This window comes from Pseudomonas sp. 3MAES_34.3B (assembly GCF_058145875.1).
This window is the reverse complement of sequence record NZ_CM176960.1, coordinates 920,426-945,041: the sequence shown is the minus strand read 5'-3', so window position 1 is coordinate 945,041 and position 24,616 is coordinate 920,426. Positions and strand designations below refer to the sequence as shown.

20 protein-coding genes are annotated in these 24,616 nt (G+C 62.3%); 7 read left to right on the top strand and 13 right to left on the bottom strand.

The window, feature by feature from the left end; all coding sequences use genetic code 11:
* Window positions 1-61: 61 nt before the first annotated feature.
* Genes AC3Z8Y_RS04215 through AC3Z8Y_RS04205 form a run of 3 tightly spaced genes read right to left on the bottom strand, consistent with a single transcriptional unit; the run spans window position 62 to window position 2,040 of the window.
* Window positions 62-463, bottom strand: coding sequence for an ExbD/TolR family protein (locus AC3Z8Y_RS04215; RefSeq protein WP_490088588.1), 402 nt, complete (start codon window positions 461-463; stop codon window positions 62-64).
* Between the two features lies 1 nt (window position 464).
* On the bottom strand, window positions 465-1,172 hold the full coding sequence (locus AC3Z8Y_RS04210; RefSeq protein WP_181123172.1) for a MotA/TolQ/ExbB proton channel family protein: 708 nt from the start codon (window positions 1,170-1,172) through the stop codon (window positions 465-467).
* A 31-nt stretch (window positions 1,173-1,203) separates the two neighbouring features.
* On the bottom strand, window positions 1,204-2,040 hold the full coding sequence (locus AC3Z8Y_RS04205) for an energy transducer TonB (RefSeq protein ID WP_490088587.1): 837 nt from the start codon (window positions 2,038-2,040) through the stop codon (window positions 1,204-1,206).
* Between the two features lie 1,113 nt (window positions 2,041-3,153).
* On the opposite strand from AC3Z8Y_RS04205, the gene AC3Z8Y_RS04200 reads away from it, so the two are divergent.
* The gene (locus AC3Z8Y_RS04200; protein WP_490088586.1) at window positions 3,154-3,771 is read left to right on the top strand and encodes a flavin reductase family protein; all 618 of its coding nucleotides are present in this window, start codon (window positions 3,154-3,156) and stop codon (window positions 3,769-3,771) included.
* Here the strand turns inward: AC3Z8Y_RS04200 and AC3Z8Y_RS04195 are convergent, their stop codons facing one another.
* Window positions 3,772-4,098 carry an antibiotic biosynthesis monooxygenase family protein gene (locus AC3Z8Y_RS04195; protein WP_490088585.1) on the bottom strand — a complete coding sequence of 109 codons (327 nt, stop codon included), beginning with the start codon at window positions 4,096-4,098 and terminating at the stop codon, window positions 3,772-3,774.
* A 333-nt stretch (window positions 4,099-4,431) separates the two neighbouring features.
* On the opposite strand from AC3Z8Y_RS04195, the gene AC3Z8Y_RS04190 reads away from it, so the two are divergent.
* Window positions 4,432-5,373 (top strand): AraC family transcriptional regulator, encoded by a 942-nt coding sequence (locus AC3Z8Y_RS04190; RefSeq protein WP_490088584.1) that lies wholly within the window; start codon window positions 4,432-4,434, stop codon window positions 5,371-5,373.
* Window positions 5,374-5,803: 430 nt separating this feature from the next.
* Window positions 5,804-7,219, top strand: coding sequence for an MDR family MFS transporter (locus AC3Z8Y_RS04185; protein ID WP_490089927.1), 1,416 nt, complete (start codon window positions 5,804-5,806; stop codon window positions 7,217-7,219).
* Here the strand turns inward: AC3Z8Y_RS04185 and AC3Z8Y_RS04180 are convergent.
* Window positions 7,199-7,861 (bottom strand): TetR family transcriptional regulator, encoded by a 663-nt coding sequence (locus tag AC3Z8Y_RS04180; RefSeq protein ID WP_490088583.1) that lies wholly within the window; start codon window positions 7,859-7,861, stop codon window positions 7,199-7,201. The genes AC3Z8Y_RS04185 and AC3Z8Y_RS04180 overlap by 21 nt on opposite strands.
* Before the next feature lie 226 nt (window positions 7,862-8,087).
* On the opposite strand from AC3Z8Y_RS04180, the gene AC3Z8Y_RS04175 reads away from it, so the two are divergent.
* From AC3Z8Y_RS04175 to AC3Z8Y_RS04160, 4 genes are all read left to right on the top strand, one after another.
* Window positions 8,088-9,230 carry an efflux RND transporter periplasmic adaptor subunit gene (locus AC3Z8Y_RS04175; RefSeq protein WP_490088582.1) on the top strand — a complete coding sequence of 381 codons (1,143 nt, stop codon included), beginning with the start codon at window positions 8,088-8,090 and terminating at the stop codon, window positions 9,228-9,230.
* A 3-nt stretch (window positions 9,231-9,233) separates the two neighbouring features.
* Window positions 9,234-12,383, top strand: coding sequence for an efflux RND transporter permease subunit (locus AC3Z8Y_RS04170; RefSeq protein WP_490088581.1), 3,150 nt, complete (start codon window positions 9,234-9,236; stop codon window positions 12,381-12,383).
* Window positions 12,380-13,831 carry an AdeC/AdeK/OprM family multidrug efflux complex outer membrane factor gene (adeC, locus tag AC3Z8Y_RS04165; RefSeq protein ID WP_490088580.1) on the top strand — a complete coding sequence of 484 codons (1,452 nt, stop codon included), beginning with the start codon at window positions 12,380-12,382 and terminating at the stop codon, window positions 13,829-13,831. The genes AC3Z8Y_RS04170 and adeC overlap by 4 nt, the downstream gene beginning before the upstream one ends.
* Before the next feature lie 644 nt (window positions 13,832-14,475).
* Window positions 14,476-15,828: an OprD family porin gene (locus tag AC3Z8Y_RS04160; protein ID WP_490088579.1), complete on the top strand. Its 1,353-nt coding sequence runs from the start codon at window positions 14,476-14,478 to the stop codon at window positions 15,826-15,828.
* A gap of 410 nt (window positions 15,829-16,238) precedes the next feature.
* On the opposite strand, the gene pcaC is transcribed toward AC3Z8Y_RS04160, so the two are convergent.
* The 8 genes from pcaC to pcaK form a co-directional block, all read right to left on the bottom strand.
* Entirely contained in the window at window positions 16,239-16,631 is a 393-nt protein-coding gene (pcaC, locus tag AC3Z8Y_RS04155) for a 4-carboxymuconolactone decarboxylase (protein ID WP_225775152.1), read from the bottom strand.
* A 14-nt stretch (window positions 16,632-16,645) separates the two neighbouring features.
* Window positions 16,646-17,434 (bottom strand): 3-oxoadipate enol-lactonase, encoded by a 789-nt coding sequence (gene pcaD / locus AC3Z8Y_RS04150; protein WP_490088578.1) that lies wholly within the window; start codon window positions 17,432-17,434, stop codon window positions 16,646-16,648.
* Window positions 17,435-17,446: 12 nt separating this feature from the next.
* The gene (locus tag AC3Z8Y_RS04145) at window positions 17,447-18,811 is read right to left on the bottom strand and encodes a 3-carboxy-cis,cis-muconate cycloisomerase (RefSeq protein ID WP_490088577.1); all 1,365 of its coding nucleotides are present in this window, start codon (window positions 18,809-18,811) and stop codon (window positions 17,447-17,449) included.
* Window positions 18,812-18,859: 48 nt separating this feature from the next.
* Window positions 18,860-20,149: an MFS family transporter gene (locus AC3Z8Y_RS04140; RefSeq protein ID WP_490088576.1), complete on the bottom strand. Its 1,290-nt coding sequence runs from the start codon at window positions 20,147-20,149 to the stop codon at window positions 18,860-18,862.
* 121 nt (window positions 20,150-20,270) lie between these two features.
* Window positions 20,271-21,476: a 3-oxoadipyl-CoA thiolase gene (gene pcaF, locus AC3Z8Y_RS04135; RefSeq protein WP_490088575.1), complete on the bottom strand. Its 1,206-nt coding sequence runs from the start codon at window positions 21,474-21,476 to the stop codon at window positions 20,271-20,273.
* Window positions 21,473-22,255, bottom strand: a complete 783-nt coding sequence (locus tag AC3Z8Y_RS04130) for a CoA-transferase subunit beta (protein WP_181117198.1) — start codon at window positions 22,253-22,255, stop codon at window positions 21,473-21,475. Before AC3Z8Y_RS04130 ends, pcaF begins: the two co-directional genes overlap by 4 nt.
* Window positions 22,252-23,109, bottom strand: a complete 858-nt coding sequence (locus AC3Z8Y_RS04125) for a CoA transferase subunit A (protein WP_181117170.1) — start codon at window positions 23,107-23,109, stop codon at window positions 22,252-22,254. Before AC3Z8Y_RS04125 ends, AC3Z8Y_RS04130 begins: the two co-directional genes overlap by 4 nt.
* A 153-nt stretch (window positions 23,110-23,262) precedes the next feature.
* Window positions 23,263-24,609, bottom strand: coding sequence for a 4-hydroxybenzoate transporter PcaK (pcaK, locus tag AC3Z8Y_RS04120; protein WP_490088574.1), 1,347 nt, complete (start codon window positions 24,607-24,609; stop codon window positions 23,263-23,265).
* Window positions 24,610-24,616 lie beyond the last annotated feature (7 nt).

Below are 24,616 nucleotides of genomic sequence, written 5' to 3'. Positions count from 1 at the left end.
TCCCCTGCAAGGCCCGGAAGGCTCGCACAGGGTTGCTGCTGGGTTACGGTTGCCCGAAGGCTTAACGCGTGGTCATCACAGAGATGCGGGTGATGCCGGAGCGCTCAATCGAAGCCATGGCCTTGGCGACCTGGCCGTAGTTCACGCTGGTGTCGGCCTGCAGTTGCACCCGCACCTCAGGGTCCTTGGCTTTTACGTCCTGCAGGCTCTTTTCCAGCAACTCGGGCGCAACCTCGGCCTTGGCGAGGAAGAACTTGCCGTCCTGGTTCACGCTCACCACCACCGGGTCCTTCTTCTCGGCGGGCGCCACGGCGTCGGTTTTGGGCAGGTTCACCTTGATCGCGTTGGTCATCAGCGGCGCGGTAACGATGAAGACCACCAGCAATACCAGCATCACGTCCACCAGCGGCGTGACGTTCATCTCGCTGAGTACTTCATCGCTGTCCTGGGTAGAGAAAGCCATGTCAGCTTGCCTCCCGCACGCCGTGGGCATGCTTGTGGGCGATGGGCTCGCGGGTTACGGCAAAGGCGCTGCGCTGGGCAAGGCTGTCGAAGTCATGGGCGAAGTCGTCCATGTCTGCCAGGGCAAGCTTCAAACGCCGAAGGAAGAAGTTGTAAATGAGCACCGCTGGCACGGCGACCGCGATCCCTACCCCGGTGGCGATCAGCGCATGGCCGATAGGGCCGGCGACGGTTTCCAGGCTGGCCGAGCCGCTGGCCCCGATGCTTTGCAGGGCTTCCATGATGCCCCAGACCGTTCCGAACAACCCAATGAACGGGGAGGTGCTGCCGATACTGGCCAGCACGGCCTGGCCGGCTTCCAGCGCTCGGCGTTCCCGCTGGATCTGCTGTCGCAGGTTACGTTCGAGCCGGTCCTGCCGGTTGATCGTGTGAGCCAGTTGCTGAGCGGTGCGCGGGCTGTCATCCACCGCCATGGCCTCGAAGCCGCTGTTGGCGATGCGCGCCAGCGAGCCGGGGTATTGGCTGGAGTGCTCCGCGGCGGTGAGCAGGTCGGGCGCCGTCCAGAATGCTTTGGTGAACTGACGGTTCTGCGACTTGAGGCGCAGATATTGGGCGGACTTCACCAACAACAGCCCCCAGCTGAGCACGGAGAATAGAATCAAGGCCCAAAGCACGCCCGGGACAATCATTGCAGACAGTGATGCGTTCATGGCTTACCTCGTAGCAGCTGAAATGTGTGAGTTATTGCGGCAATTTGAAGTCGATGGTCTGGGTGGCGAACCCGTCGATGGGTGTATCCCCGCGCTTGGCTGGAATGAACTTCCAGTTGCGTACCGCAGCGACCGCTGCTTCGTCCAACTGAGGCTTGCCACTGGAGCGGGTCACCTCCACCGTCCCGGCACGCCCGTTGGCCAGCACCTGAATGCGCAGCACCACGGTGCCTTCCCAATTGCGCCGTAGCGCCAACGAGGGGTACTCGGGCGGCGGGTTGCCGAGGCTTGCCAAGCCAGACACCGCGGCGGTTTCCTTCACAGGCGCAGGCACTGGCGCGGCGGGAGCAGCGGGGGCCGCTGGCGCCGGTGTGGGTGCCGGTGGCGCGGGCGGCGTGGCTGAGGGTGGCGTTGGCGCGGGCGGCGTCGGCGGCGCGGGCTTTTTCACCGGCAGCGGCTTGGGCACTGGTTTGGGCTTTTCCACCTTCTTCTCCACCGGTTTGGGTGGTGGTTTCAGGGCGTCCGGGTCCTCCTCTGGCGCTGGCGGCGGAGGGGGTGGAGGCGGAGGCGGCGGTGGAGGCGGCTCGGGCGGCGGTGGCTCAGGTGTAGGCGGTGTGGGGCTGGTCAGCTCCACGGTCATTTCCGGCACCTGCGGCGCAATCTCGGGCAGTGGCGCTGGCTGATGCTGTATCAACCACCAGGCGCCGCCATGTACCAGCAGGGAAATGGCCAACAACAGCAGCACCTGGGGCTTCTTTAAAGTACCGGGCGTTGAAGTGTTAGCCCTGAACGGAACCGCGTCCCAGGCCGACGTCCGTTCTTTAGCCAACGTAAAGTTTGGGGGCTTCTTTCTTACCGCGTCACTCATTAACGCTCCCTCTACTGGATGAAGGGCAAAAGGAATCCTTTAAAACATCCGTAGATGTTTGAATATGCTTGGCACTTTTCAAACGGCGACATGTACCCGCACTGCCGCAAAGATAGTTGCGAAAGTTTATTCGACGCAGAAACAGCATCAGCTCGAACGTTTCACAGAATGCCTCCTTAAACAGCTTTGTACAGGTAGCTATCGCTCCATTTACACCTTGTTACAGAGCAACCGCTGTGCCAGAAACCCTACCGTAGAGCCGTTACTTGGCAACCGCTACATTCATGTCGCATTTCTGTAACTTTCACTTTTCATGAGGGAAAACCTGCCCTTCCCACGGCAGCGGGCGTTGAAAAACATTTAAGTAGGCGGCACGCCGGCGTGACCAGTCAGTCAATAAATAACCGGGGCCGCACGCTCCCTAGTACTTTGAAAAAATGCACCAAACACCAAAGGCGCGGGCGCAAATGGTGCGCCTTGTTTTTATCCACCCATCCACTACTTCCCTGACCACAACAAAAGGTATGGGCACAGGTTCGTCATGCCCTCTGAATAAAAATGCATACCGTTTTATAAGCGAAATAAAGTACGCGCCGGGAGAAGTTCTCCGTTCCAGCCTTATATGATCGCGGCGCGTTTTGCCGAAGGGGGCTTAGCGCCCGGGCGGTATTCCGGGTGGATAGTTGTGGTTGGGAGCGAGGGTGGCCGAGGTGCGCGCCCGTTCTGGCATGGGCAGCCAGGCGCAGGTGGCAGGTTGGGCATGGGAAGAGGTGGGACAGCGAAGCGAGAACGGTACGAACGATGAGCAGACTTCAAACATTGGCCAATTTCCATATCCTGCAAAACGACCGCTTTTGACGGCATTTTGCACCGCGAATGAACAGGATGACTGTCCGTTGATGGCAAGTGGTGCACCCGGGTGCCCCTTTGGCCCCGGATTTCGGGATCCATGGCTTGCGCTTCGTTTGCGGTAGGAAAATGTGTGCCAAAGTTGGCATGTTCGTACCAGATCAGATGCATTGGCCGGGTGCAAGGCGCCAGATTGGCAACTCAGCTTGAATATGCGGTCCAATATGGCAGCTCACCTCGCCCTCCTTTATCAAGGTAAAGCCGATGCAAGACGATTTTCATTACTACGAACCCGCCAACGGCCACGGGCTGCCTCACGACCCGTTCAACGCCATCGTAGGGCCCCGCCCCATTGGCTGGGTGTCCACACGCAGCGCGAGCGGTGTGCTGAACCTGGCGCCGTACAGCTTTTTCAACGGCTTCAACTACATCCCGCCAATCATTGGCTTTAGCAGCGTTGGCCGCAAGGACAGCCTCAACAACATCGAGGCTACGGGAGAGTTCGCCTGGAACCTGGCAACCTTCGAGCTGGCCGAGCCGATGAACCAGAGCTGCGCGGCCGTGGCGCCGGACATCGACGAGTTCGCCCTGAGCGGGCTGACGCCAGTGCCGTCCCGAGTGATCAGTGTGCCGCGGGTAGCGGAAACGCCGGTGTCCTTCGAATGCAAGCTCACCCAGATCGTGCAGTTGCAACGTGCCAACGGGGAGACCGTGCCGAGCTGGCTGATCCTTGGGGAAGTGGTCGCTGTGCACATTCGCCGCGACCTGCTCAAGGACGGCGTGTATGACACTGCGGCAGCCCGTCCGATCCTGCGTGGAGGTGGGCCGGCGGATTACTTCGAGCTGGGCAACCTGTTCAAGATGCGCCGCCCACAGGTGTGATCAACCGGCGCGACGCAGCTCGGCTTGCGCCGCGGGCTCGCCGGGCTGGATATCGATCTGCTGGATGAGCCGCTGGTTCAGCAGGTCGGTGAACACTGCGGCGGCTGGCTCGCCAAGCCAGGTGGCGAAGGCCTGATGGTCCTCCCAGCACATGCTCAAATGCCATGTATGCAAGCTGCTCGGCTCGCGGCGTGCGGCAATGGACAGGCATCCAGGCAAAGGCCGGGTAGTTTCCACCAACCGGGCCAATTGCTCGCCTACAGCAGAGGAGCGGCCTGGCCAGGTACGGATAGCTGCGCGGTGGCTGATCAAAGGCTGTTGAGTCATGGTGAGGCTCCCTGAGTCCGGCCCAGCCATTTGATGGCCGGGGGAATTGCTGACAGGTTCACCTTAGCCCCCACTGCGCAATGGTCGGTAGACCGATCCTGCGGGCAGATTGCCTGATCCTGCGAACCCGCCCCTGCCGCATGCGCCTGGCCGGGTAACTGGCAACCGAGGCCGCCTGGGATTCTGTGCAATCCACCACGCGGCAAACAGGCCGGTATCCAACCGGCCAGCCGGCGCTCCGGCAGGATCAGGCAAGCAGCAGGCAGTATTGGCCTACCCTCATCATTTGCTTGTTTATAGGCTATACCCCGTAACTTACACGGAGCCCCCGCCATGAACGACTCCCAGCCCCGGCTTGCCGCCGATGCGGCACTGGAACGCCAACGCGCTGAACTGGCCGATGTGATTCGCCGCCACACCAATGGCCAGGCCCTCTGCCAGACCGACGTGCCTGGCCTGGTGCTTGTACGCTATGAGCATTCCACCTCTTCGCTACCGGCGTTGGCTCAGCCTGCGCTCTGTGTGCTGGCCCATGGCAGCAAGGAAGTGACGCTGGGAGACGAGCGCTACATCTACGACCCCCTCAACTATATGGTGGTCTCGGTAGCGATGCCGATCAGCGGGCGCATCCTGGAAGCCGCGCCGGATAATCCCAGCCTGTCACTGCGGCTGGATATCGACCCGGCCGAAATCACTGCATTGATTGCCGATGCCGGCCCCTTGAGCGTTCCCGCCCGGCCCACCGGGCGTGGTTTGTACGTGGACCGGCTGTGCCCCGATCTGCTCGATGCCCTCCTGCGGCTGGCGCGGTTGATGGACACCCCGCGGGACCTTGCGGTGCTGGCGCCCCTTATTCGCCGCGAAGTGTTGTATCGACTGTTGCGCAGCCCTCAGGGGCACAGGCTATATGAAATCGCCCAAGCCAACAGCCAGACCCACCGCGTAACCCAGGCCATCGAGTGGCTGAACGGCAACTTCAGCGAACCGCTGCGGATCGACGCACTGGCTCGCCGGGCGAACCTGAGCGTGTCTACCCTTCACCACCGCTTCAAGGCAGTGACTTCGATGAGCCCGCTGCAGTATCAGAAACAGCTGCGCCTTCAAGAGGCGCGCCGGCTGATGCTTATCGAAGGCATGGATGTGTCGGTGGCCAGCTACCGCGTGGGCTATGAAAGCCCCTCCCAGTTCAGCCGGGAATACAGCCGGCTGTTCGGCGCGCCACCCAGCCGGGACATGGCGCGGCTGAAAACCGCAACCTTGAGCAGTACCGGCTGAGCTGCCGCTTGCGCTTGCACTCCCTGCAGGCCGACCTACGCTTGAATCATGGCAAGCAGTGGAGGAACGGCCATGAACACAAAAATAAAAACGGCTCTGGTTTACGGTACGGCAGGTGCGTTGGTGGTCACACTGTACGGCGCCTCCGTGTATCGCGTTGAGCAATTGCGCACCGCTCAACGAAGCCACACCGGGTGCAGCTACGCGCTGTGTATTTCCCAGAACCCTTCGTTCAGCTCGCTCCGATGAGGTTGGTGCTGGTTGGCCAGAGGTATGGGCTGTCACAAAGTTCATAGAAGCGCCGCATCGGCTTTAGTAGACTCCGGGGTCAGCCCAGGCCGGCCCGGCCGGGACGTGACTGCGAATCCGCTAGCCAGTGAAACACTCCAGCCCTTCCACGCCCGCGCTGCGGGATGTCCTTATTGCGCTGATGAGCGCGATCTTTCTCGGCGCGCTCGATCAAACCATCGTTGCCGTCTCCATGCCGGCGATCTCTGCGCAGTTCTCCGATGTGGAGCTGCTGGCGTGGGTGATCTCCGGCTATATGGTGGCCATGACCATCGCTACGCCGATCTACGGCAAGCTGGGTGACTTGTACGGCCGTCGGCGGATGATTCTGATCGGCATGGGGGTGTTCACCGGGGCATCCGTGCTGTGTGGCCTTGCACAGAGCATGGAGCAACTCGTATTCGCCCGCATTGTGCAGGGGCTGGGCGCTGGCGGCATGGTCTCGGTGAGCCAGGCAATCATTGGCGACGTGGTTCCGCCGCGCGAGCGTGGCCGTTACCAAGGCTACTTCAGCAGCATGTATGCTGCCGCGAGCGTTGCAGGCCCGGTGGTCGGAGGGCTGATGACCGAGCATTTGTCGTGGCGCTGGGTGTTCTGGCTGAATCTGCCGCTGGGCCTGGGCGCCTGGTTGTTTATGCGCAAGACCCTGGCCGGCTTGCATACCCCGCAGCGCAGGGCCCGTATCGACTACCTTGGCACCCTGTTGATGATAGTGGGGCTGGGTAGCCTGCTGTTGGGCATCACTGAAGTAGGCCAAGGCTACGCCTGGACCAGCATCCCGGTACTGTCCCTGCTGGCGACCGGCGCCCTGGCGGCGCTCATATTTATCTGGCACGAGCGGCGCTTCATCGAGCCCCTGCTGCCCATGCGGCTATTTGCCGACCGCTCGGCCGTGCTGTGTTGGTGCACGGTTTTTTTCACCAGCTTCCAGGCCATCTCTTTATCTACGCTGGCCCCGCTGCGCTTCCAGGCAGTCACTGGGCACGGCGCCGACACCGCTGCGCTATTTTTATTGCCGTTGGCCATAGGCTTGCCGATCGGGGCGTTCTTCGGTGGGCGGCATACCGCGCGCAGCGGTCGCTTCAAGCCAGTGATCCTGACGGGTGCGGCGCTTATGCCCGTGACGGTGCTGGGCATGGCTTACACGCCCGTGTCCACATTGTGGTTGAGCTGCCTGTTCATGCTGTTGACCGGCATCGCGTCGGGGCTGCAATTCCCAACGTCTCTGGTAGGGGCGCAGAATGCCGCGGCATCGGGTGATATCGGGGTAAGCACCAGCACCACCAACCTCTTCCGCTCGCTGGGCGGCGCGGTGGGGATCGCCTTGATGTCTGCGCTTTTATTGGCTTTACTCGGCCCCGCGGGCGATAGCGCCAACAGCCCCCATGGCAACGTGCTGCTCGACAGCCTGGCCGCGGCCCATGCCCAGGCCGATGGCGGCCGCAATCAGGTAGCCGATGCCTTTACCCTGCTGTTCTGTATCAGCGCGGCGATAGCCCTGCTGGGCCTGGCCGCGGCGCTGGCAATGCCGAACCGCTTACTGCGCGGGCGCAACTGATGGCCATTCGTCCTTTCGCAAGGCAGGGCTGAAGCGAAGCATGTCCAGCAGCGAGGCCACCAGCCGCGGCGCTTCTTCATCCAGGCGCTGGCTGTCGGGTAGCAGCAACCAGAGGCTGATATGGCCGTCAATAAAAGCATGAAGCGCCAGGGCGGCCCGGCGAGTGTCAAGCGTGGGCGGCAACTGCCCGCGGTTCACAGCGTTACGCAACGTGCATTCGATGCGCTCGTTGCATTCGGCGGTCACGGCCTGGCGCTGCTGGCGCAGGTCGCACATCTCATTGGTGAACTCGCATTTGTGAAAGAGGATTTCGTTGATGCGCCGGGTCTTGGGGTCGAGGGAAACGCCTTGAAACAGTTTTACAAGCAATGCTTGCATGCAGCCCAATGGGTCCGGCTCGTCCACACTCTCGCTGGCACGGGCCAGGTCTTCCAGTGGCTCGCTGAGGTTGTCCAGCAACGCCTGAAGCACGTCCGCCTTGTTGCTGAAATGCCAGTAGATCGCGCCCCGGGTCACCCCGGCTCGGGCAGCGATATCGGCGAGCGTCGTATTGGCCACGCCGCGCTCATAAAAGGCATGCTCGGCGGCTTCTACGATCTGCTTGCGGGTTTCAAGCGCTTCTTCTTTGGTACGGCGAACCATGGCAGTGACCTCATGGGGCGCTCCGCCAAGGGCGAAGCGGGCCAGCGCTTTTTATTATGGTGAGGCGCGGGCAGGTGATCGGTATGTGGCAATTTGTCGGCGTAACGCCTATTTACAAACAGCCGCGAACGTAAGTATATTCGTTAGTAAGCTACTTATCTAGATGTTACAAATCCTTCGTTCCATTACTCTTGAGCGTCTTCCGCGTTCCGCCCCGAGGATCTTCATGCAATTCAAGCCAGCTGTTACCGCATTGGTATCCGCCGTCGCCCTGGCCACACTGCTCAGTGGCTGCGAGAAGCAACAAACGGCACCGCCCGCTGCCCAGGCTCCTCAGGTTGGCGTGGTCACCCTTCAGCCGCAGACCGTTACCCTCACCAACGAGCTTCCCGGCCGCACCAGCGCGTTCCGTATGGCTGAAGTTCGCCCGCAGGTGGATGGCATCATTCTCAAGCGCCTGTTCCAGGAAGGCGCGGACGTGAAGGTCGGCCAGCAGCTGTACCAGATCGACCCCTCGGTGTACGAAGCGACCCTGGCCAATGCCCAGGCGAGCGTGGAGCAATACCGCACCCTCACCAACCGCTACAAGCAGCTGATCGACGAGCAGGCTGTAAGCCGGCAGGAATACGACACGGCGCGTGCGCAGCAGCTGCAAGCGGAAGCCACCCTCAAGAGCGCCCAGATCAACCTGCGCTATACCAAGGTGCTGGCGCCGATCTCCGGCCGCATAGGCCGCTCGGCCGTCACCGAAGGCGCGTTGGTCACCAATGGCCAAACCACCGCCATGGCGACCATCCAGCAGCTGGACCCGATGTATGTGGACGTGACCCAGTCCACCGCAGACATGCTCAAGCTGCGTCGCGCGCTGGAAAACGGCCAACTGCAGAAAGCCGGCAATAACGCGGCCAAGGTGCAGCTCAAGCTTGAAGACGGCACGCTCTACGGGCAGGAAGGCAAGCTGGAGTTCTCGGAAGTGTCGGTGGACGAAACCACAGGCTCCGTGACCCTGCGCGCGGTGTTCCCTAACCCCGAGCACACCCTGCTGCCCGGCATGTTCGTGCATGCCGAGCTGATGGCCGGGGTAGCCCAGGCCGCGATTCTGGCCCCGCAGCGCGGCGTGACCCGCGACCTCAAAGGCACCCCCACTGCACTGGTAGTAGGCGCCGATAACAAGGTCGAGCAACGCCAGCTGAAAACCAGCCGCACCGTGGGCGATGCCTGGCTGATCGAGGACGGCCTCAAGGCTGGCGATCGCCTCATCGTCGAAGGGCTGCAGTACGTCAAGCCAGGTGCTGAAGTGAAGGCGCATGAAGCGAAAGCGGATGCTCCCGCCAGCGCGCCGGCCGCCTCCGGTGGCCAGAAGGAGTAAACCATGTCGAAGTTCTTTATTGATCGGCCGATCTTCGCCTGGGTGATCGCGCTGGTGATCATGCTGGTGGGGGGACTGTCGATCCTCAAGCTGCCGATCAACCAGTACCCCGCCATCGCGCCGCCCGCCATCGCCATTGCCGTGAACTACCCGGGCGCCTCGGCGCAAACCGTGCAGGACACGGTGGTGCAGGTGATCGAGCAGCAGATGAACGGCATCGATAACCTGCGCTATATCTCGTCGGAGAGTAACTCCGACGGCAGCATGACCATCACGGTGACCTTCAACCAGGGCACCAACCCGGACATCGCCCAGGTACAGGTGCAGAACAAGCTGAACCTGGCCACGCCTTTGCTCCCGCAGGAAGTGCAACAGCAGGGCCTGCGCGTGACCAAGGCGGTGAAAAACTTCCTGCTGGTGATCGGCCTGGTGTCCAACGATGGCTCGATGACCAAGGACGACCTGGCCAACTACATCGTGTCCAACCTGCAAGACCCGATTTCCCGTACCTCGGGGGTGGGTGACTTCCAGGTGTTCGGCGCCCAGTACGCCATGCGTATCTGGCTCGACCCGGCCAAGCTGAACAACTTCCAGCTCACGCCGCTGGACGTGACCACCGCGATCACCGCGCAGAACGTGCAGGTATCGTCCGGCCAGTTGGGCGGCTTGCCTGCCCTGCCCGGCACCCAGCTGAACGCGACCATCATCGGCAAAACCCGCTTGCAGACCGCCGAGCAGTTTGGCGACATCCTGCTGAAGGTGAACACCGACGGTTCTCAGGTACGCCTGCGTGACGTCGCCAACATCGGCCTGGGCGGCGAGAACTACAGCATCAACGCTCAGTTCAACGGCAAGCCGGCTTCGGGCATGGCGATCAAGCTGGCCACTGGCGCCAACGCGCTGGACACCGCCAAGGCAATCCGCGCCACCATCGACAACCTCAAGCCGTTCTTCCCTCAAGGCGTAGAAGCAGTATTCCCGTACGACACTACCCCGGTAGTAACGGAGTCGATCTCCGGCGTGGTGCACACGCTGATCGAAGCCATCGTGCTGGTGTTCCTGGTGATGTACCTGTTCCTGCAGAACTTCCGCGCCACCATCATCACCACGATGACCGTGCCGGTGGTACTGCTGGGCACCTTCGGTATCCTTGCCGCCGCCGGTTTCACCATCAACACGCTGACCATGTTCGGGATGATCCTGGCCATCGGCTTGCTGGTGGACGACGCCATCGTGGTGGTGGAAAACGTGGAGCGGGTGATGGGCGAGGAACACCTGTCGCCCAAGGAAGCTACCCGCAAATCCATGGGGCAGATCCAGGGCGCGCTGGTAGGTATCGCCTTGGTACTGTCCGCCGTATTGCTGCCCATGGCCTTCTTCGGCGGCTCTACCGGTGTGATCTATCGGCAGTTCTCCATCACCATCGTATCGGCGATGGCCCTGTCGGTGTTCGTGGCGCTGGTGTTCACCCCGGCCCTGTGCGCGACCATGCTCAAGCAGGCTGACGTGGATACCCACGGCCAACCCAAGCGTGGGTTCTTCGGCTGGTTCAACCGCACCTTCGACCGTGGCGTGGTGCGTTACGAGCGTGGCGTGGGCAGCATGATCCGCCACCGCTTGCCAGCGTTCCTGGTGTACATCGTGATCGTGGCTGCGATGGCTTGGCTGTTCACCCGCATTCCCGCAGCCTTCCTGCCTGAGGAAGACCAGGGCGTGATCTTCACCCAGGTGCAGACCCCGCCCAACACCTCGGCCGAAAACACTCAGAAGGTGCTGGACCGCGCCCGTGAATACCTGCTCGATGCCGATAATGGCGAAGGCAAGGCGGTCAAATCCGTGTTCACCGTGAGCGGCTTCAACTTCGCCGGCCGTGGCCAAAGCTCGGGCCTGGCTTTCGTGATGCTCAAGCCGTGGGACGAACGTGACTCGAGCATGAGCGTGTTCGAAGTGGCCAAGCGTGCCCAGCAGCACTTCTTCGGCTACAGCGACGCCATGACCTTCGCGGTAGTACCGCCTTCGGTACTGGAACTGGGTAACGCCACCGGTTTCGACTTCTACCTGCAGGATCAGGGCGGGGTTGGCCACGCCAAGCTGATGGAAGCGCGTAACCAGTTCCTGGGCATGGCCGCGCAGAGCAAGATCCTGGCGGGCGTTCGCCCCAACGGGTTGAGCGATGAACCGCAATACCAGCTGACTATCGATGACGAACGCGCCCGCGCCCTCGGCCTGAGCCTGTCGGACATCAACAGCACCTTGTCCGTGGCATTGGGGGGCAGCTACGTCAACGACTTCATCGACCGCGGTCGGGTGAAGAAAGTGTACGTGCAAGGCGACGCCAGCGGCCGCATGCGCCCTGAAGACCTCGAGAAGTGGTACGTGCGCAATACGGCCGGGAAAATGGTGCCATTCTCCGCGTTCGCCACAGGTGAATGGAGCTACGGTTCGCCCAAGCTGTCCCGTTACAACGGCGTAGCGGCGGAAGAAATCCTCGGTACCCCGGCACCTGGCTACAGTACCGGCCAGGCCATGGACGAAGTGGAGCGGCTGGCCAAGCAACTGCCAACGGGTATCGGCTACAGCTTCACCGGCCTGTCGTTCGAAGAGCGGCTGTCTGGCTCCCAGGCCCCTGCGCTTTACGCCCTGTCGGTACTGGTGGTGTTCCTCTGCCTGGCCGCACTGTATGAAAGCTGGTCCATCCCGATCGCGGTCATTCTGGTGGTTCCGCTGGGTGTGATCGGTGCATTGATCGCTACCAGCCTGCGCGGGCTGTCCAACGACGTGTTCTTCCAGGTGGGCCTGTTGGTCACCGTGGGCCTGGCGGCGAAAAACGCCATCCTGATCGTGGAGTTCGCCAAGGAACTGCACGAGCAAGGCAAGAGCCTGCTGGACGCAGCCGTAGAGGCCTGCCGGATGCGTTTGCGGCCGATCGTGATGACGTCCATGGCGTTCATCCTCGGCGTGGTGCCTCTGGCGATTTCCAGCGGTGCCGGCTCGGGCAGCCAGCACGCCATCGGTACGGGCGTGATCGGCGGTATGATCACAGCCACTATCCTGGCGATCTTCTGGGTACCGATGTTCTTCGTTGCCGTATCGTCTGTATTCCATGGTCGCAAGAAACCAAGCGACCCTACACCTGATGAGGCTCGCCAATGAGCAAGTCACTGATGTCCCTGGCGATCGCCGCTGCGCTGATGAGCGGCTGTTCGCTGATCCCGGACTACCAGCAGCCGGCGGCCCCGGTTGCTGCGCAATACCCCCAGGGCCCGGCCTATGCGCCGGCCGACGCGGCCAAGGTTGCCGCGGCCGAGCAAGGCTGGCGCGAGTTCTTCCGCGACCCGGCCCTGCAACAGCTGATCGCAGCCTCGCTTCAGAACAACCGCGACCTTCGGGTTGCGGCGCTGAACGTCGACGCCTATGCCGCGCAGTTCCGTATTCAGCGGGCCGACCTGCTGCCTGCGGTCACTGCCGACGCCGCCGGCACCCGGCAGCGCAACCCGGCCGACCTGTCCACCACGGGCCGGGCGGGTATTTCCAGCAGCTACGCAGCCACACTGGGCATCTCGGCCTATGAACTGGACCTGTTCGGGCGCATCCGCAGCCTCAGCCAGCAAGCCCTGGAAAGCTACTTCGCCACAGAAGAAGCGCGGCGCTCCACACAAATCAGCCTGGTGGCGAGCGTGGCCAACGCCTACCTCACCTGGCAGGCCGACCAGGAGCTGTACCAGCTCACCCAGGACACCCTCAAGGCGTATGAGGAAAGCTTGCGGCTGACCAGCCGCAGCGCGGAAGTGGGTGTATCGTCGGCGCTGGACCTGAGCCAGGCGCGCACCGCCGTGGAAGGCGCCCGCGCCAACCTGGCGCAGTACCAGCGCCAGGTAGCCCAGGACCTGAACAACCTCACCGTACTGGTTGGCGGCCCATTGCCGGCCGACCTGCCAGCGCCGCAACGGCTGGACGAAGACCTGCTCAGCGAAGTGCCGGCTGGCCTGCCATCGGATCTGCTGACCCGCCGGCCGGACATCCTTCAGGCCGAGCACAACCTGCTGGCAGCTAACGCCAACATTGGCGCCGCCCGCGCCGCGTTCTTCCCCAGCATCAGCCTTACCGCCAGCGCCGGCACCGCCAGCGCCGACCTGGATGGGCTATTCAAGGGAGGCTCGGGCCGCTGGATCTTCAGCCCTGCGATCAGCTTGCCGATCTTCAACGCCGGCGCGCTGCAAGCGAGCCTGGATTACTCCAAAATCCAGAAAGACATCAACGTTGCCAACTACGAGAAGGCGATTCAAACCGCATTCCAGGAAGTGTCCGACGGGCTGACGGCGCGCAAGACCTACACCGATCAGTTGCAGGCACAGCGCGACCTGGTGAAATCCAGCGAGGATTACTACCGGCTGGCCGACCGCCGCTACCGCATTGGCGTGGACAGCCACCTGACCTTGCTCGATGCACAGCGTTCGCTGTTCAGTGCCCAGCAGTCGCTGATCAGCGATCGCCTGTCGCAGCTCACCGCTGAGGTGAACCTGTACAAGGCACTGGGTGGCGGCTGGTATGAGCGTACCGGTCAGGCAAACAACGCCCCGCTTGAAACGCCGAAGGGTTAACCATCAGTTGCCCCCGCGCCGCTAGCTGCGCTCACAGTTAGCGGCGCCGCTTTGCCCTCCCCTCTCGCCACCTCTCACACAGCCTTGTCAGCGCCCTTTGCTGTCATAGACCTGTCATAGAGCTGTCATGAAAGCCCGACACACTAGCGGCCATCGGCCAGCTCTACGACGAGTGATCCTAGCCGCCGCCAGTTAAACGAAACGCATGGCCCGTTTTCCAAAAGCGATAAGCGCACGCGCTTTCTAGCGTCCTTGAGCGGTTCAGGGCTTGACGGCGGGATTTATTTAGACAAAAGTCATAGCGCGTTAACGAAAAATTTACTTACAATGAAATCGGACGTCTGAGGACTGATGTCCTAAAGTAACCGGGCAGTTAGTGTTCGGCTATCGCCCGCATTACCTGTCATGGAATTGACCCAAAGGATCGGGAATTTGCACCATCCGCTAGGCAAGGCCACCCGCGCACACGGGTAGCTCTGACCACACTAATAACAACAGGTTGGCCACTATGCATATCACCAGCGCCCATTCCAGCTGAAGCACCCAACGCTTGATATCCGCGATGACTGTCGGAGTACCGTTCCACCGGTATACCCCGTCTAGTGGCCCGCTATTGCCAATGATCAGCAGAGAACACAACAAGAATGAACGCCATCCCTTCGAGCTTTGCCCGCAAGAAAAGTTTCGGCCTCGCCCTCCTCGGCCTGGCTGTCTCGGCTGCCGCGCTGCCCGCGGCGGCTGCTGAATCGGGGTTTATTGAAGACACCAAGGCCACGCTCAACTTCCGCAACTACTACTTCGACCGTAACTTCGTCGATAACGGCGCCTCTATCGCCCAACCCGGCACAACCAACCGCGGCGCCGCGCAGGAATGGACCCAGGCGTTCATCCTGGACGCCAAATCGGGCTTCACCCAGGGTACGGTCGGCTTTGGCGTAGACGTATTGGGTATGTTCGCGGTCAAGCTGGACGGCGGCCGTGGTACCTATGGCACCCAATTGCTGCCCGTGCATGACGGCAACAACCCAGCCGACAACTTCGGGCGCCTGGGCGTGGCGGGCAAGGTCAAAATGTCCAAGACCGAGCTGAAAGTGGGCGAATGGATGCCGGTACTGCCGATCCTGCGCTCCGACGACGGCCGTTCGTTGCCGCAAACCTTCCAGGGTGCCCAGATCACCTCGAAGGACATCGACAACACCACGCTGTACGCCGGTTCGTTCAACCGCAACAGCCAGCGTAACGACGCCAGCATGGAGCGTATGTCGCTCAACAACGCCGACAAGGTTGTGCATGGCAGCCCTACGGTAAGCGGCGACCGCTTCGACTTCGCAGGTGCCGAATACACCTTCAACGAAAAACGCACCCTGGTCGGCGCATGGTATGGCCAGCTCGAAGACGTATACGACCAAACGTACTTCCAGGTGCTGCATTCGCAACCCATTGCTGAAGGCCTTACCGCCGGTGCCAACCTGGGTTACTTCATCGGCTCGTCCAATGGCGACGGCCTGGCAGACAACCTGGCTGGCAGCGGCGTGAAGAACCAGCAGAACCGCACCATGTCCGGGCTGTTCTCGCTCAAAGCCGGTTTCAACACCTTCTACGTTGGCCTGCAGCGCGTCACCGGCAATGCCGGCTGGCAGCGTATCAGCGGCACCAGCGGCGGCACCTTGGCGAACGACAGCTACGGCTGGAGCTACGACATGGAAGGCGAGAAGTCCTGGCAAGTACGTCACGACTATGACTTCGCCGGCTGGGGCGTACCCGGCTTGACCGTGATGAACCGCTTCATCGAAGGTAGCAACGTTCACTCCGGTACCACCATCACCAACGGTGAAGACCGTGGCCGTGAAACCGAACTGGCCTACGTGATCCAGAGCGGTACCTTCAAGTCGCTGAGCGTGCGGTGGCGTAACTCGACCTTGCGTCGCAACTACGGCAACACCAACAGCTTCAACGAGAACCGCCTGATCTTCAACTACCCGCTGAGCCTGCTGTAATCGGTTCGAAGGTAGCGTAATAAAAAACGGGGCTCGCGATGAGCCCCGTTTTTTTATGCCCGCCCAAATGTTGCCGGCGACGCATTGACCCTGTAGCAGCGAGGCTTGCCCGCGACGGGGCCGTACATTGGTGATACGCCGGTCGCAACCAGGGTTTGCTGCTACAGGTCAGTCGAGCGTGACTGAGCTTCAACTAATGCTGCCCGCGACCGGGCCGTACATCGGTGATACGCCGGTCGCAACCAAGGTTTGCTGCTACAGGTCAGTCGAGTGGGACTGATCTTCAACTCGGCTACGCATTGACCCTGTAGCAGCGTGGCTTGCCCGCGACGGGGCCGTACATTGGTGGTACGCCGGTCGCAACCAAGGTTTGCTGCTACAGCTCAGCCAGGCTGACCTGGCGAGCGACATTACTCCCGCGATTCCACGCCCAGCTCGTCCCACACCGATTCGGCCAGGTGGAAGGTGGCATTGGCGGCGGGGATGCCGCAATAGATCGCGCTCTGCATGATCACTTCCTTGATCTCGTCCCGCGTAACACCGTTGTTGGCGGCGGCGCGCAGGTGCAGCTTGAGCTCCTCGTTGCGGTTCATGCCGATCAGCATCGAAATGGTGATCAGGCTGCGGGTATGCCGTGGCAGGCCCGGGCGGGTCCAGATGTCGCCCCAGGCGTGGCGGGTGATCATTTCCTGGAACTCACCATTGAATTCGGTGATGTTTTTCAGGCTGCGATCCACATGCGCATCGCCCAGTACCGCACGGCGCACTTTCATGCCTTCGTCGTAACGCTGTTGTTCGTCCACGGTGGTTCCTCTGTTTATGCGCGCAGGAAGTCGAGCACGCGCTGGCTGAACGGCTCGCCCACTTCCACGTTGGACAGGTGAGCGGCGTGGAACACTTCGTGGTCGGCGCCCTTTACCTGTCGCTGAATGAATTCGCCGCCGCTGGGCGGCGTAACGGCGTCCTGGCTACCGGAGATGATCAGCAGTGGCACCTGGATGCTCGCCACCTTCTCACGGAAGTCGGCATCGCGTACGGCACCACAGTTGGCGGCGTAGCCGTTAGGGGACGTGGCGGCCAGCATGTCGGTGATGCGCTTGGCCTGTGCCGGCTCGCGTTCGGCGAACTCAGGGGTGAACCAGCGAGCGATGGACGCATCGCGCAAGCCCACCATGGCCGCTTCACGATCGCGCAGCACGGTTTCGATACGGGTGTTCCACACCTCGTCGTTGGCGATCTTCGCCGCTGTATTGCAGATCACCAGGCGGTTCAGCCGGTCGCCTGCATTGATCCCCAGCCATTGCCCGATCAGCCCGCCCATGGACAGGCCGCAGAACGAAACCTTGCCCAGGTTCAAGGCATCGAGCAAAGCGATTACATCTTGGCCCAACTGCTCGATGCTGTAGGGGCCTTCGGTTACCAGTGACTGGCCATGCCCGCGAGTGTCGTAACGCAACACACGAAAATGCTCGGTAAAGGCCGGGATTTGCGTGTCCCACATGCCCAGGTCGGTGCCCAGGGAGTTGGACAGCACCAGCACAGGTGCGCCTTGCGGGCCGTCGAGCTGATAGTTGAGTTCGCCATCGGCGAGTTTGACGCGTGCCACGTAAACCTCCTTTCAAGCATTCAGACGATTGTGTTCAGCCACTGCGCGCTGAACCCAGCGCTGTGCCTGACCAAGGTAATGAGCGGGGTCCAGCAGTTGGTCGAGTTCGGCCGAGGAGAGCTCGGCAGTGACCTCAGGGGTATCACCCAGGACGTCGCGCAAGTGCCGGTGTTCGGCCACTGCCCGTTTGCAGCATTGTTCGATCAGATGGTGCGCGGTATCGCGGCCAAGCCGCTGCGCCAGCACGATGCTGACCGCTTCGGCCAGCACCAGCCCGTGGGTAAGCTGCAGGTTGCGGCCCATGCGCTCGGCGTCCACCTCCATGCCATTGGCGAACCCGATGGCTTGCTCCAGCGCACCGGACACCAGGCAGCACAGCTCGGGCAGGGTGTCCCATTCCGCATGCCACAGCCCAAGGCTGCGCTCATGCTCCTGGGGCATTGCGCTCAGCAAGGTGGACACCAGCCCTGGCGCGCGGGTAGCCGTGGCGATCAACACCGCGGCGCCCACCGGGTTACGTTTGTGCGGCATGGTGGAAGAACCGCCCTTGCCCGGCGCGGAAGGCTCGAACAGTTCGGCCGCCTCGGTTTGCATCAGCAGGCTGATATCGCGGCCCATCTTGCCCAAGGTACCGGCCAGCAGGCCAAGCACGCTGCCGAATTCCACCAGGCGATCGCGATGCGTGTGCCAGGGCTGCTCCGCAAGGTTTAGCTTCAAGGTATCGGCCAGCGCCTCGGCCACCGGCCAGGCCTGATCGCCCAGTGCGGCCAAGGTGCCGGAGGCACCACCGAACTGCACCACCAACAGGCGCGGCTTGAGCTCACGCAGCCGTTGGCGGTGGCGATCCAGCGCGCCCAGCCAGCCGGCAAGTTTCATCCCGAGGGTGACCGGCGTGGCATGCTGCAGCCAGGTTCGGCCTGGCATCGGCAATGCTTCGTAGCGCTGGGCTTGCTCGGCCAGGCGGTCGGTCAGCTGTTGCAGTGCGTTTTCCAGCCAGGCCAGCGCATCGCGCATCTGTAACACAAGGCCGCTGTCCATCACGTCCTGGCTGGTCGCGCCCAGGTGTACATAACGTTCGGCGCGCGGGTCGGCGCTGGCCACCTGTTTACCCAGCATTTTCACCAAGGGGATTGCCGAATTGCCGCCGCCGCCCACTGCCTGGGCCAGGGCGCCGGCGTCGTAGAGGCTGGCCTTGCAAGCCGCTTCGATCACGCCCGGCACGTCGTCGGGAATCAACCCGGTACGCGCCTGGGCGCGGGCGAGCGCCGCCTCGAAGTCCAGCATGCCCTGGATACGCCCCTCGTCGGAGAAAATCCGGCGCATGTCCGCTGCGCTGAAATAGGCGTCGAACAGGCTGTTGGTCGGTCTTTCGCTCATGGTGTCCTCACACAAGGGCGCGCCACACCTGCGGCGCGCCTGCCCAAATCAATGATCGTGGTGCAGATAGGCGGCTTGCCGCGGCAACCGGAAGCTGAACAGGAACGCGATCACCATCATTACCGTGACATACCAGTAGAAGGCGTTTTCGTTACCCGCGCTTTTCAGGCTGAGCGCGACAAACTCCGCAGAGCCGCCAAAGATGGCGTTGGCCACGGCATAGGAAAGCCCTACACCCAGCGCACGCACTTGCGGCGGGAACATCTCGGCCTTCACCAGGCCGCTGATGGAGGTGTAGAAACTTACGATCGCCAGGGCCAGGGTGATCAGCGCGAAGGCAATGATCGGGTTGGTGACGGTTTTGAGCGCCATCAGGATCGGCACCGTGCACAGGGTGCCGAGGGCACCGAACCAGAGCATCGAGTTGCGCCGGCCAATGCGGTCCGACAGCGCGCCGAACAGCGGCTGCATGCACATGTAAACGAACAGCGCGCCGGTCATGATGAAGCTCGCGGTTTCGGGGCTCATCTTGGCGGTGTTCACCAGGTACTTCTGCATGTAGGTGGTGAAGGTGTAGAAAATCAGCGACCCGCCAGCGGTGTACCCAAGCACGGTGATGAAGGCCAGGCGATGGTGCTTGAACAGGCTTTTCAGGCTGCCCGCGTCCTTGTCGTTGCGCGTTTCGGCGGTAAGGGTTTCTTTCAGCGAACGACGCAACAGCAGGGAAACGAACGCAGCCAGGGCGCCGATCACGAACGGGATGCGCCAGCCCCAGGCCGTCAACTCGGCCTTATCGAACATCTGCTGCAGGATCACCACCACCAGTACCGCCAGCAGTTGCCCACCAATCAACGTCACATACTGGAAGGAGGCAAAGAACCCGCGCTGGCCGCGCAGGGCCACTTCGCTCATGTACGTTGCCGTGGTGCCGTATTCGCCACCCACCGACAGGCCCTGCAGCAGGCGCGCCACCAGCAACAGTACCGGGGCTGCCACGCCAATGCTCTGGTAGGTGGGCAAGAACGCGATCATCAGCGAGCCGGCGCACATCATCAGCACGGCGATCATCATCGAGGTTCGCCGGCCGTAGCGGTCCGCTACCCGGCCGAACAGCCAGCCGCCGATGGGGCGCATGAGAAAGCCTGCCGCGAACACACCGGCGCTTTGCACCAGTTGCACGGTAGGGTCATCGGAAGGAAAAAAGGAGGGTGCAAAATACAGCGCGAAAAACGCGTAGACGTAGAAGTCGAACCATTCGACCAGGTTGCCGGAAGACGCGCCGACAATAGCGAAAATCCGCTTGCGCCGTTCTTCGCCCGTGTAATGAGTTGTTGTCATCTGTTGTTCTCGTCAGGGGGTTACGGAAGCGCTACCGTACCACCGCAGACAATCGCCCGAAACGCTCCAGGCCTTGCGTGGAGGCCCGGAATGTTTCGAGGGATTGAATGAAAGCGCCGGGTTAAATCCGCTCCAGCGCCAAAGCCACGCCCTGCCCTACGCCCACGCACATGGTGGCCAAGGCTTTTTTACCGCCGCTGCGCTCCAGTTGGTGAACCGCGGTTACAACCATCCGCGCGCCACTCATGCCCAGCGGGTGGCCCAAAGCAATGCCGCCGCCGTTAGGGTTGACCTGCGGGGCGTCGTCCGCCACGCCCAGGTCGCGCAATACCGCCAGGCCCTGCGAGGCGAAGGCTTCGTTGAGCTCGATCACGTCGAAATCGGACATGGCCAGCCCAAGGCGCTCGGTGAGCTTGCGCACCGCCGGCACCGGGCCGATGCCCATCACGCGTGGCGCGACGCCAGCGCTGGCCAGGCCAAGGATCCGCGCGCGGGGCTTCAAGCCATGCTTCTTCACCGCTTCGGCCGAGGCAATGATCAGCGCCGCGGCCCCGTCGTTCACACCGGAGGCATTGCCTGCGGTCACGGTTTTATCCGGGCCGTTCACCGGCTTGAGCCGGGCCAGGGCTTCGAGCGTGGTGTCGGCACGCGGATGTTCATCGGTGTCGACCACGGTTTCGCCTTTCTTGCCGGGAATACGCACCGGCACGATTTCTTCAGCGAAGAAGCCCGACGCTTGCGCCGCCGCGGCACGTTGCTGGCTGCGCAGGGCAAAGGCATCCTGATCGGCGCGGGACACGTTGTAGTCGTCGGCCACGTTATCCGCGGTCTGGGGCATTGAATCCACGCCGTACTCGGCTTTCATCAATGGGTTCACAAAGCGCCAGCCGATGGTGGTGTCTTCGATCTTCATGTTGCGCGAGTAGGCGGATTCCGCCTTGCCCATCACGAAGGGCGCGCGGGACATGGACTCGACACCACCAGCGATGGCCAGCTCGATCTCGCCGGCGGCGATGGCGCGGAACGCCGTACCGATGGCATCCAGGCCCGACGCGCACAGGCGGTTCAGGGTGATGCCAGGCACGCTCGGCGGCAGGCCGGCCAGCAGCAGGGCCATGCGCGCCACGTTACGGTTGTCTTCACCGGCCTGGTTGGCGCAGCCGAGGAACACCTCGTCTACCGCGCTCCAGTCCACTTGGGGGTTGCGCTCCATCAGTGCCTTGATCGGAATGGCGGCCAGGTCGTCGGCGCGAACCGAGGCCAGCGCGCCGCCAAAGCGGCCCACCGGTGTACGAATGGCATCACAGATAAAAACGTCGCGCATCACGCTTCTCCCGGGGCTTGGCCATGGGCCTTGGCAGTTCGGGCTTCCAGGTCACGCAAGGCGGTCAGTTCCACCTCGGTAGGCTCGCCGGTAGTCACCACGTCATCAGCGAAGCGGATCGGCCAGCCGGTGGCGGCAGTGATCTGTTCGCGGGTAACGCCTGGGTGAATAGAGGTGACCACGAACTCGTTGCTGACCGCTTCGGGCTCCATGATGCACAGGTCGGTGATGATTCCGACCGGGCCTGCGCCGGGCAGGCCGAGGCGCTTGCGCGAATCCCCGCCTTCGCCATGGCCAACCGAGGTGATGAAATCCAGTTTCTCGACGAAGCTGCGATGAGACTGCTTGAGGATGATCAGCACGCTCTTGGCGGAACCGGCAATCTCTGGCGCGCCACCGGCACCCGGCAGGCGAACCTTGGGCGAATGGTAGTCACCGACCACGGTGGTGTTGATGTTGCCGAAGCGATCCACTTGCGCCGCGCCGAGGAAGCCGACGTCGATCCGCCCGCCCTGCAGCCAGTAACGGAAAATCTCGCCGGTGGGCACCACGGTGTCCGCGGTTTCAGCCAGCTCACCGTCGCCGATGGACAGCGGCAGCACGGTAGGCTTGGCGCCGATCGGGCCGGACTCGTAAATCAGCACCACGTCCGGGGACGAGGTGAGGCGTGCGAGGTTGGCGGCCTTGGACGGCAGGCCGATCCCCACAAAGCACACCGAGCCGTTCTTCAGGCGCCGGGCGGCGGCCACGGTCATCATTTCAGAAGTGGAGTAGGTCATCAGGCGTTCTCCCCGGCTTGGCTGAGTTTGGCGCGGTATTCATCGAAATCGCGGGTGCCGCGCACGTACTCGTCGATCCAGGCAGTAAAGGTGTCACGGCTGCGCGCGATCGGGTCCCAGTCCTGGTAGAAGCGGTTGTCGCGTTCGGTATAACCATGGGCATAGGACGGGTGCGAGCCACCGGGCACCAGGCACACGGCGCTCAGCGCCCAGGTAGGCAGCACGCAAGCGTTCATCGGTGCCTGCAGGTCGTCGACGATTTCTTCCACCGTAACGATGCAGCGCTTGGCGGCCAGGGCGGCTTCTTTCTGCACACCCAGGATGCCCCACAGCAATACGTTGCCTTTGCGGTCGGCCTTCTGCGCATGAATCACGGTCACGTCCGGGCGTACCGACGGCACCGCCGCCAGCACTTCGCCAGTGAACGGGCAGGTCACGGTCTTGATCAGCGGGTTGACCTTCGGCAGGTCGGAGCCGGCATAGGCACGCAACACTGCAAACGGCAGGCCCGAGGCGCCAGCGACATAGGCGTTGGCCAGGTCAGCATGGCTGTGCTCTTCGATTTCCATCGCGTGCGGCCATTGCTTTTCCACCGCGTCGCGCAGGCGATGCAGCGAACCGACGCCCGGGTTACCGCCCCAGGAGAAGATCAGCTTGCGCACACAACCAGCGCCGATCAGTTGGTCGTAGATAAGGTCGGGGGTCATGCGCACCAGGGTCAGGTCTTTCTTGCCCTGGCGGATGATCTCGTGGCCGGCAGCTGTCGGAATAAGGTGGGTAAAGCCTTCGAGGGCGACGGTATCGCCATCGTTCACGAACTGCTTCACGGCTTCGTGGAGCGAGAGAAGTTCAGCCATGTCGCGTGGACTCCTTCTTGGATGAGCCTGTATCGATAAGGGCCGCAGAGTGCGGCCCGTTGCAAATGCGTGGCCGGAGATTAAGTCTGGCCACGCTGCCAAACAATCCGATTATCGAGTATGCGTTCGATTATCGAACGCATACTCCGGCAGTCAGGTCGCGTCGGCGTGGCTGACCTTGCCCTTGATGAACACGGCAATCGTGGCGAGCGCGGCGGGCACCAGCAAGGCCGTAAGCACTTGGGCGAACGTCCAGCCCGCCCCCAGCAGCATCGCGCCGCTGGACGCCCCGACAATGGCGCCGAAGCGACCAATGCCCAACATCCACGACACACCGGTGGCCCGGGATTGGGTGGGGTAGTAGCGCGCCGCCAGCGACGGCATGGCCGATTGCGCACCGTTCACACACATGCCTGCTACCAGTACAAGGGTAGCCAAGAGTGCGAAGTTGCCCAGGCTTTGCCCTACGAAGTAGGCGAATACGCCAGCCAGCAGATAGAAGGTGGCAATCACCTTATGCGGGTTGAAGCGGTCCATGGCCCAGCCTACGGCGACCGCACTGAGTACACCGCCGAACTGGAACAGCCCGCCAATGAACGCGGCTTGCTCCATGCTGGCGCCGCTGTCTTTGATCAGCGTCGGCAGCCAACTGGTAAGCAGGTACACGATCACCAGGCCCATGAAGTAGGTGAGCCACAGCAGCAAGGTGCCGGCCTTGTAGGTGCTGGAGAAGATTACCGAAAATACGTTGCGGGCTTTTACCGTGGTGAGCTCCGGCACGCTGAAGCTGCCAGCCTGCGCTACCGTTGCCGGATCTATCGGAGCCAGCACCTTGCGCACCTGATCGTTGCCGCGGTTGCGCACAATCAGGAAGCGCGCCGATTCAGGCAGCCAGATCATCAGCACCACCAGCAAGATCATCGGCAGGATGCCACCGAGCAACAACAGGCTGTGCCAGCCGTAGGCCGGAATCAGCTTGGCGGAGATGAAGCCACCGCCCGCCATGCCCAGGTTGAAGCCACAGAACATGCTCGTCACCAACAGCGACTTCAAGCGCTCCGGGGTGTACTCGGAGAGCAGCGTTGTGGCGTTCGGCATGCCGGCGCCCAGGCCGATGCCAGTGAGCAAGCGCAGCAGCATCAACTGGTCGAGGTTCGTGCTGTAGGCCGAGGCCAGGCTGAACACGCCGAACACCGCAACGGCAGCGACCAGCACCACCTTACGACCGAAGCGGTCGGCCAGTGGGCCCGAGCCCAGCGCACCGATGACCATCCCTGCCAGCGCGGCACTCATTACCGGGCCCAGGCTACCTTTGGCCAGGCCCCAGTCCTGCGACAGCGCCGGGGCAATAAAGCCCATGGCGGCAGTATCCAGGCCATCGAGGAAAACAATCAGGAAACACAGAATAACGACTCGCCATTGAAAGCGCGAAAGCGGCTGGCTATTGATGAACGACTGTACGTCGAGGCAATTGCCGATTGTATCTTGAGGACGGTTCATTGTTTTT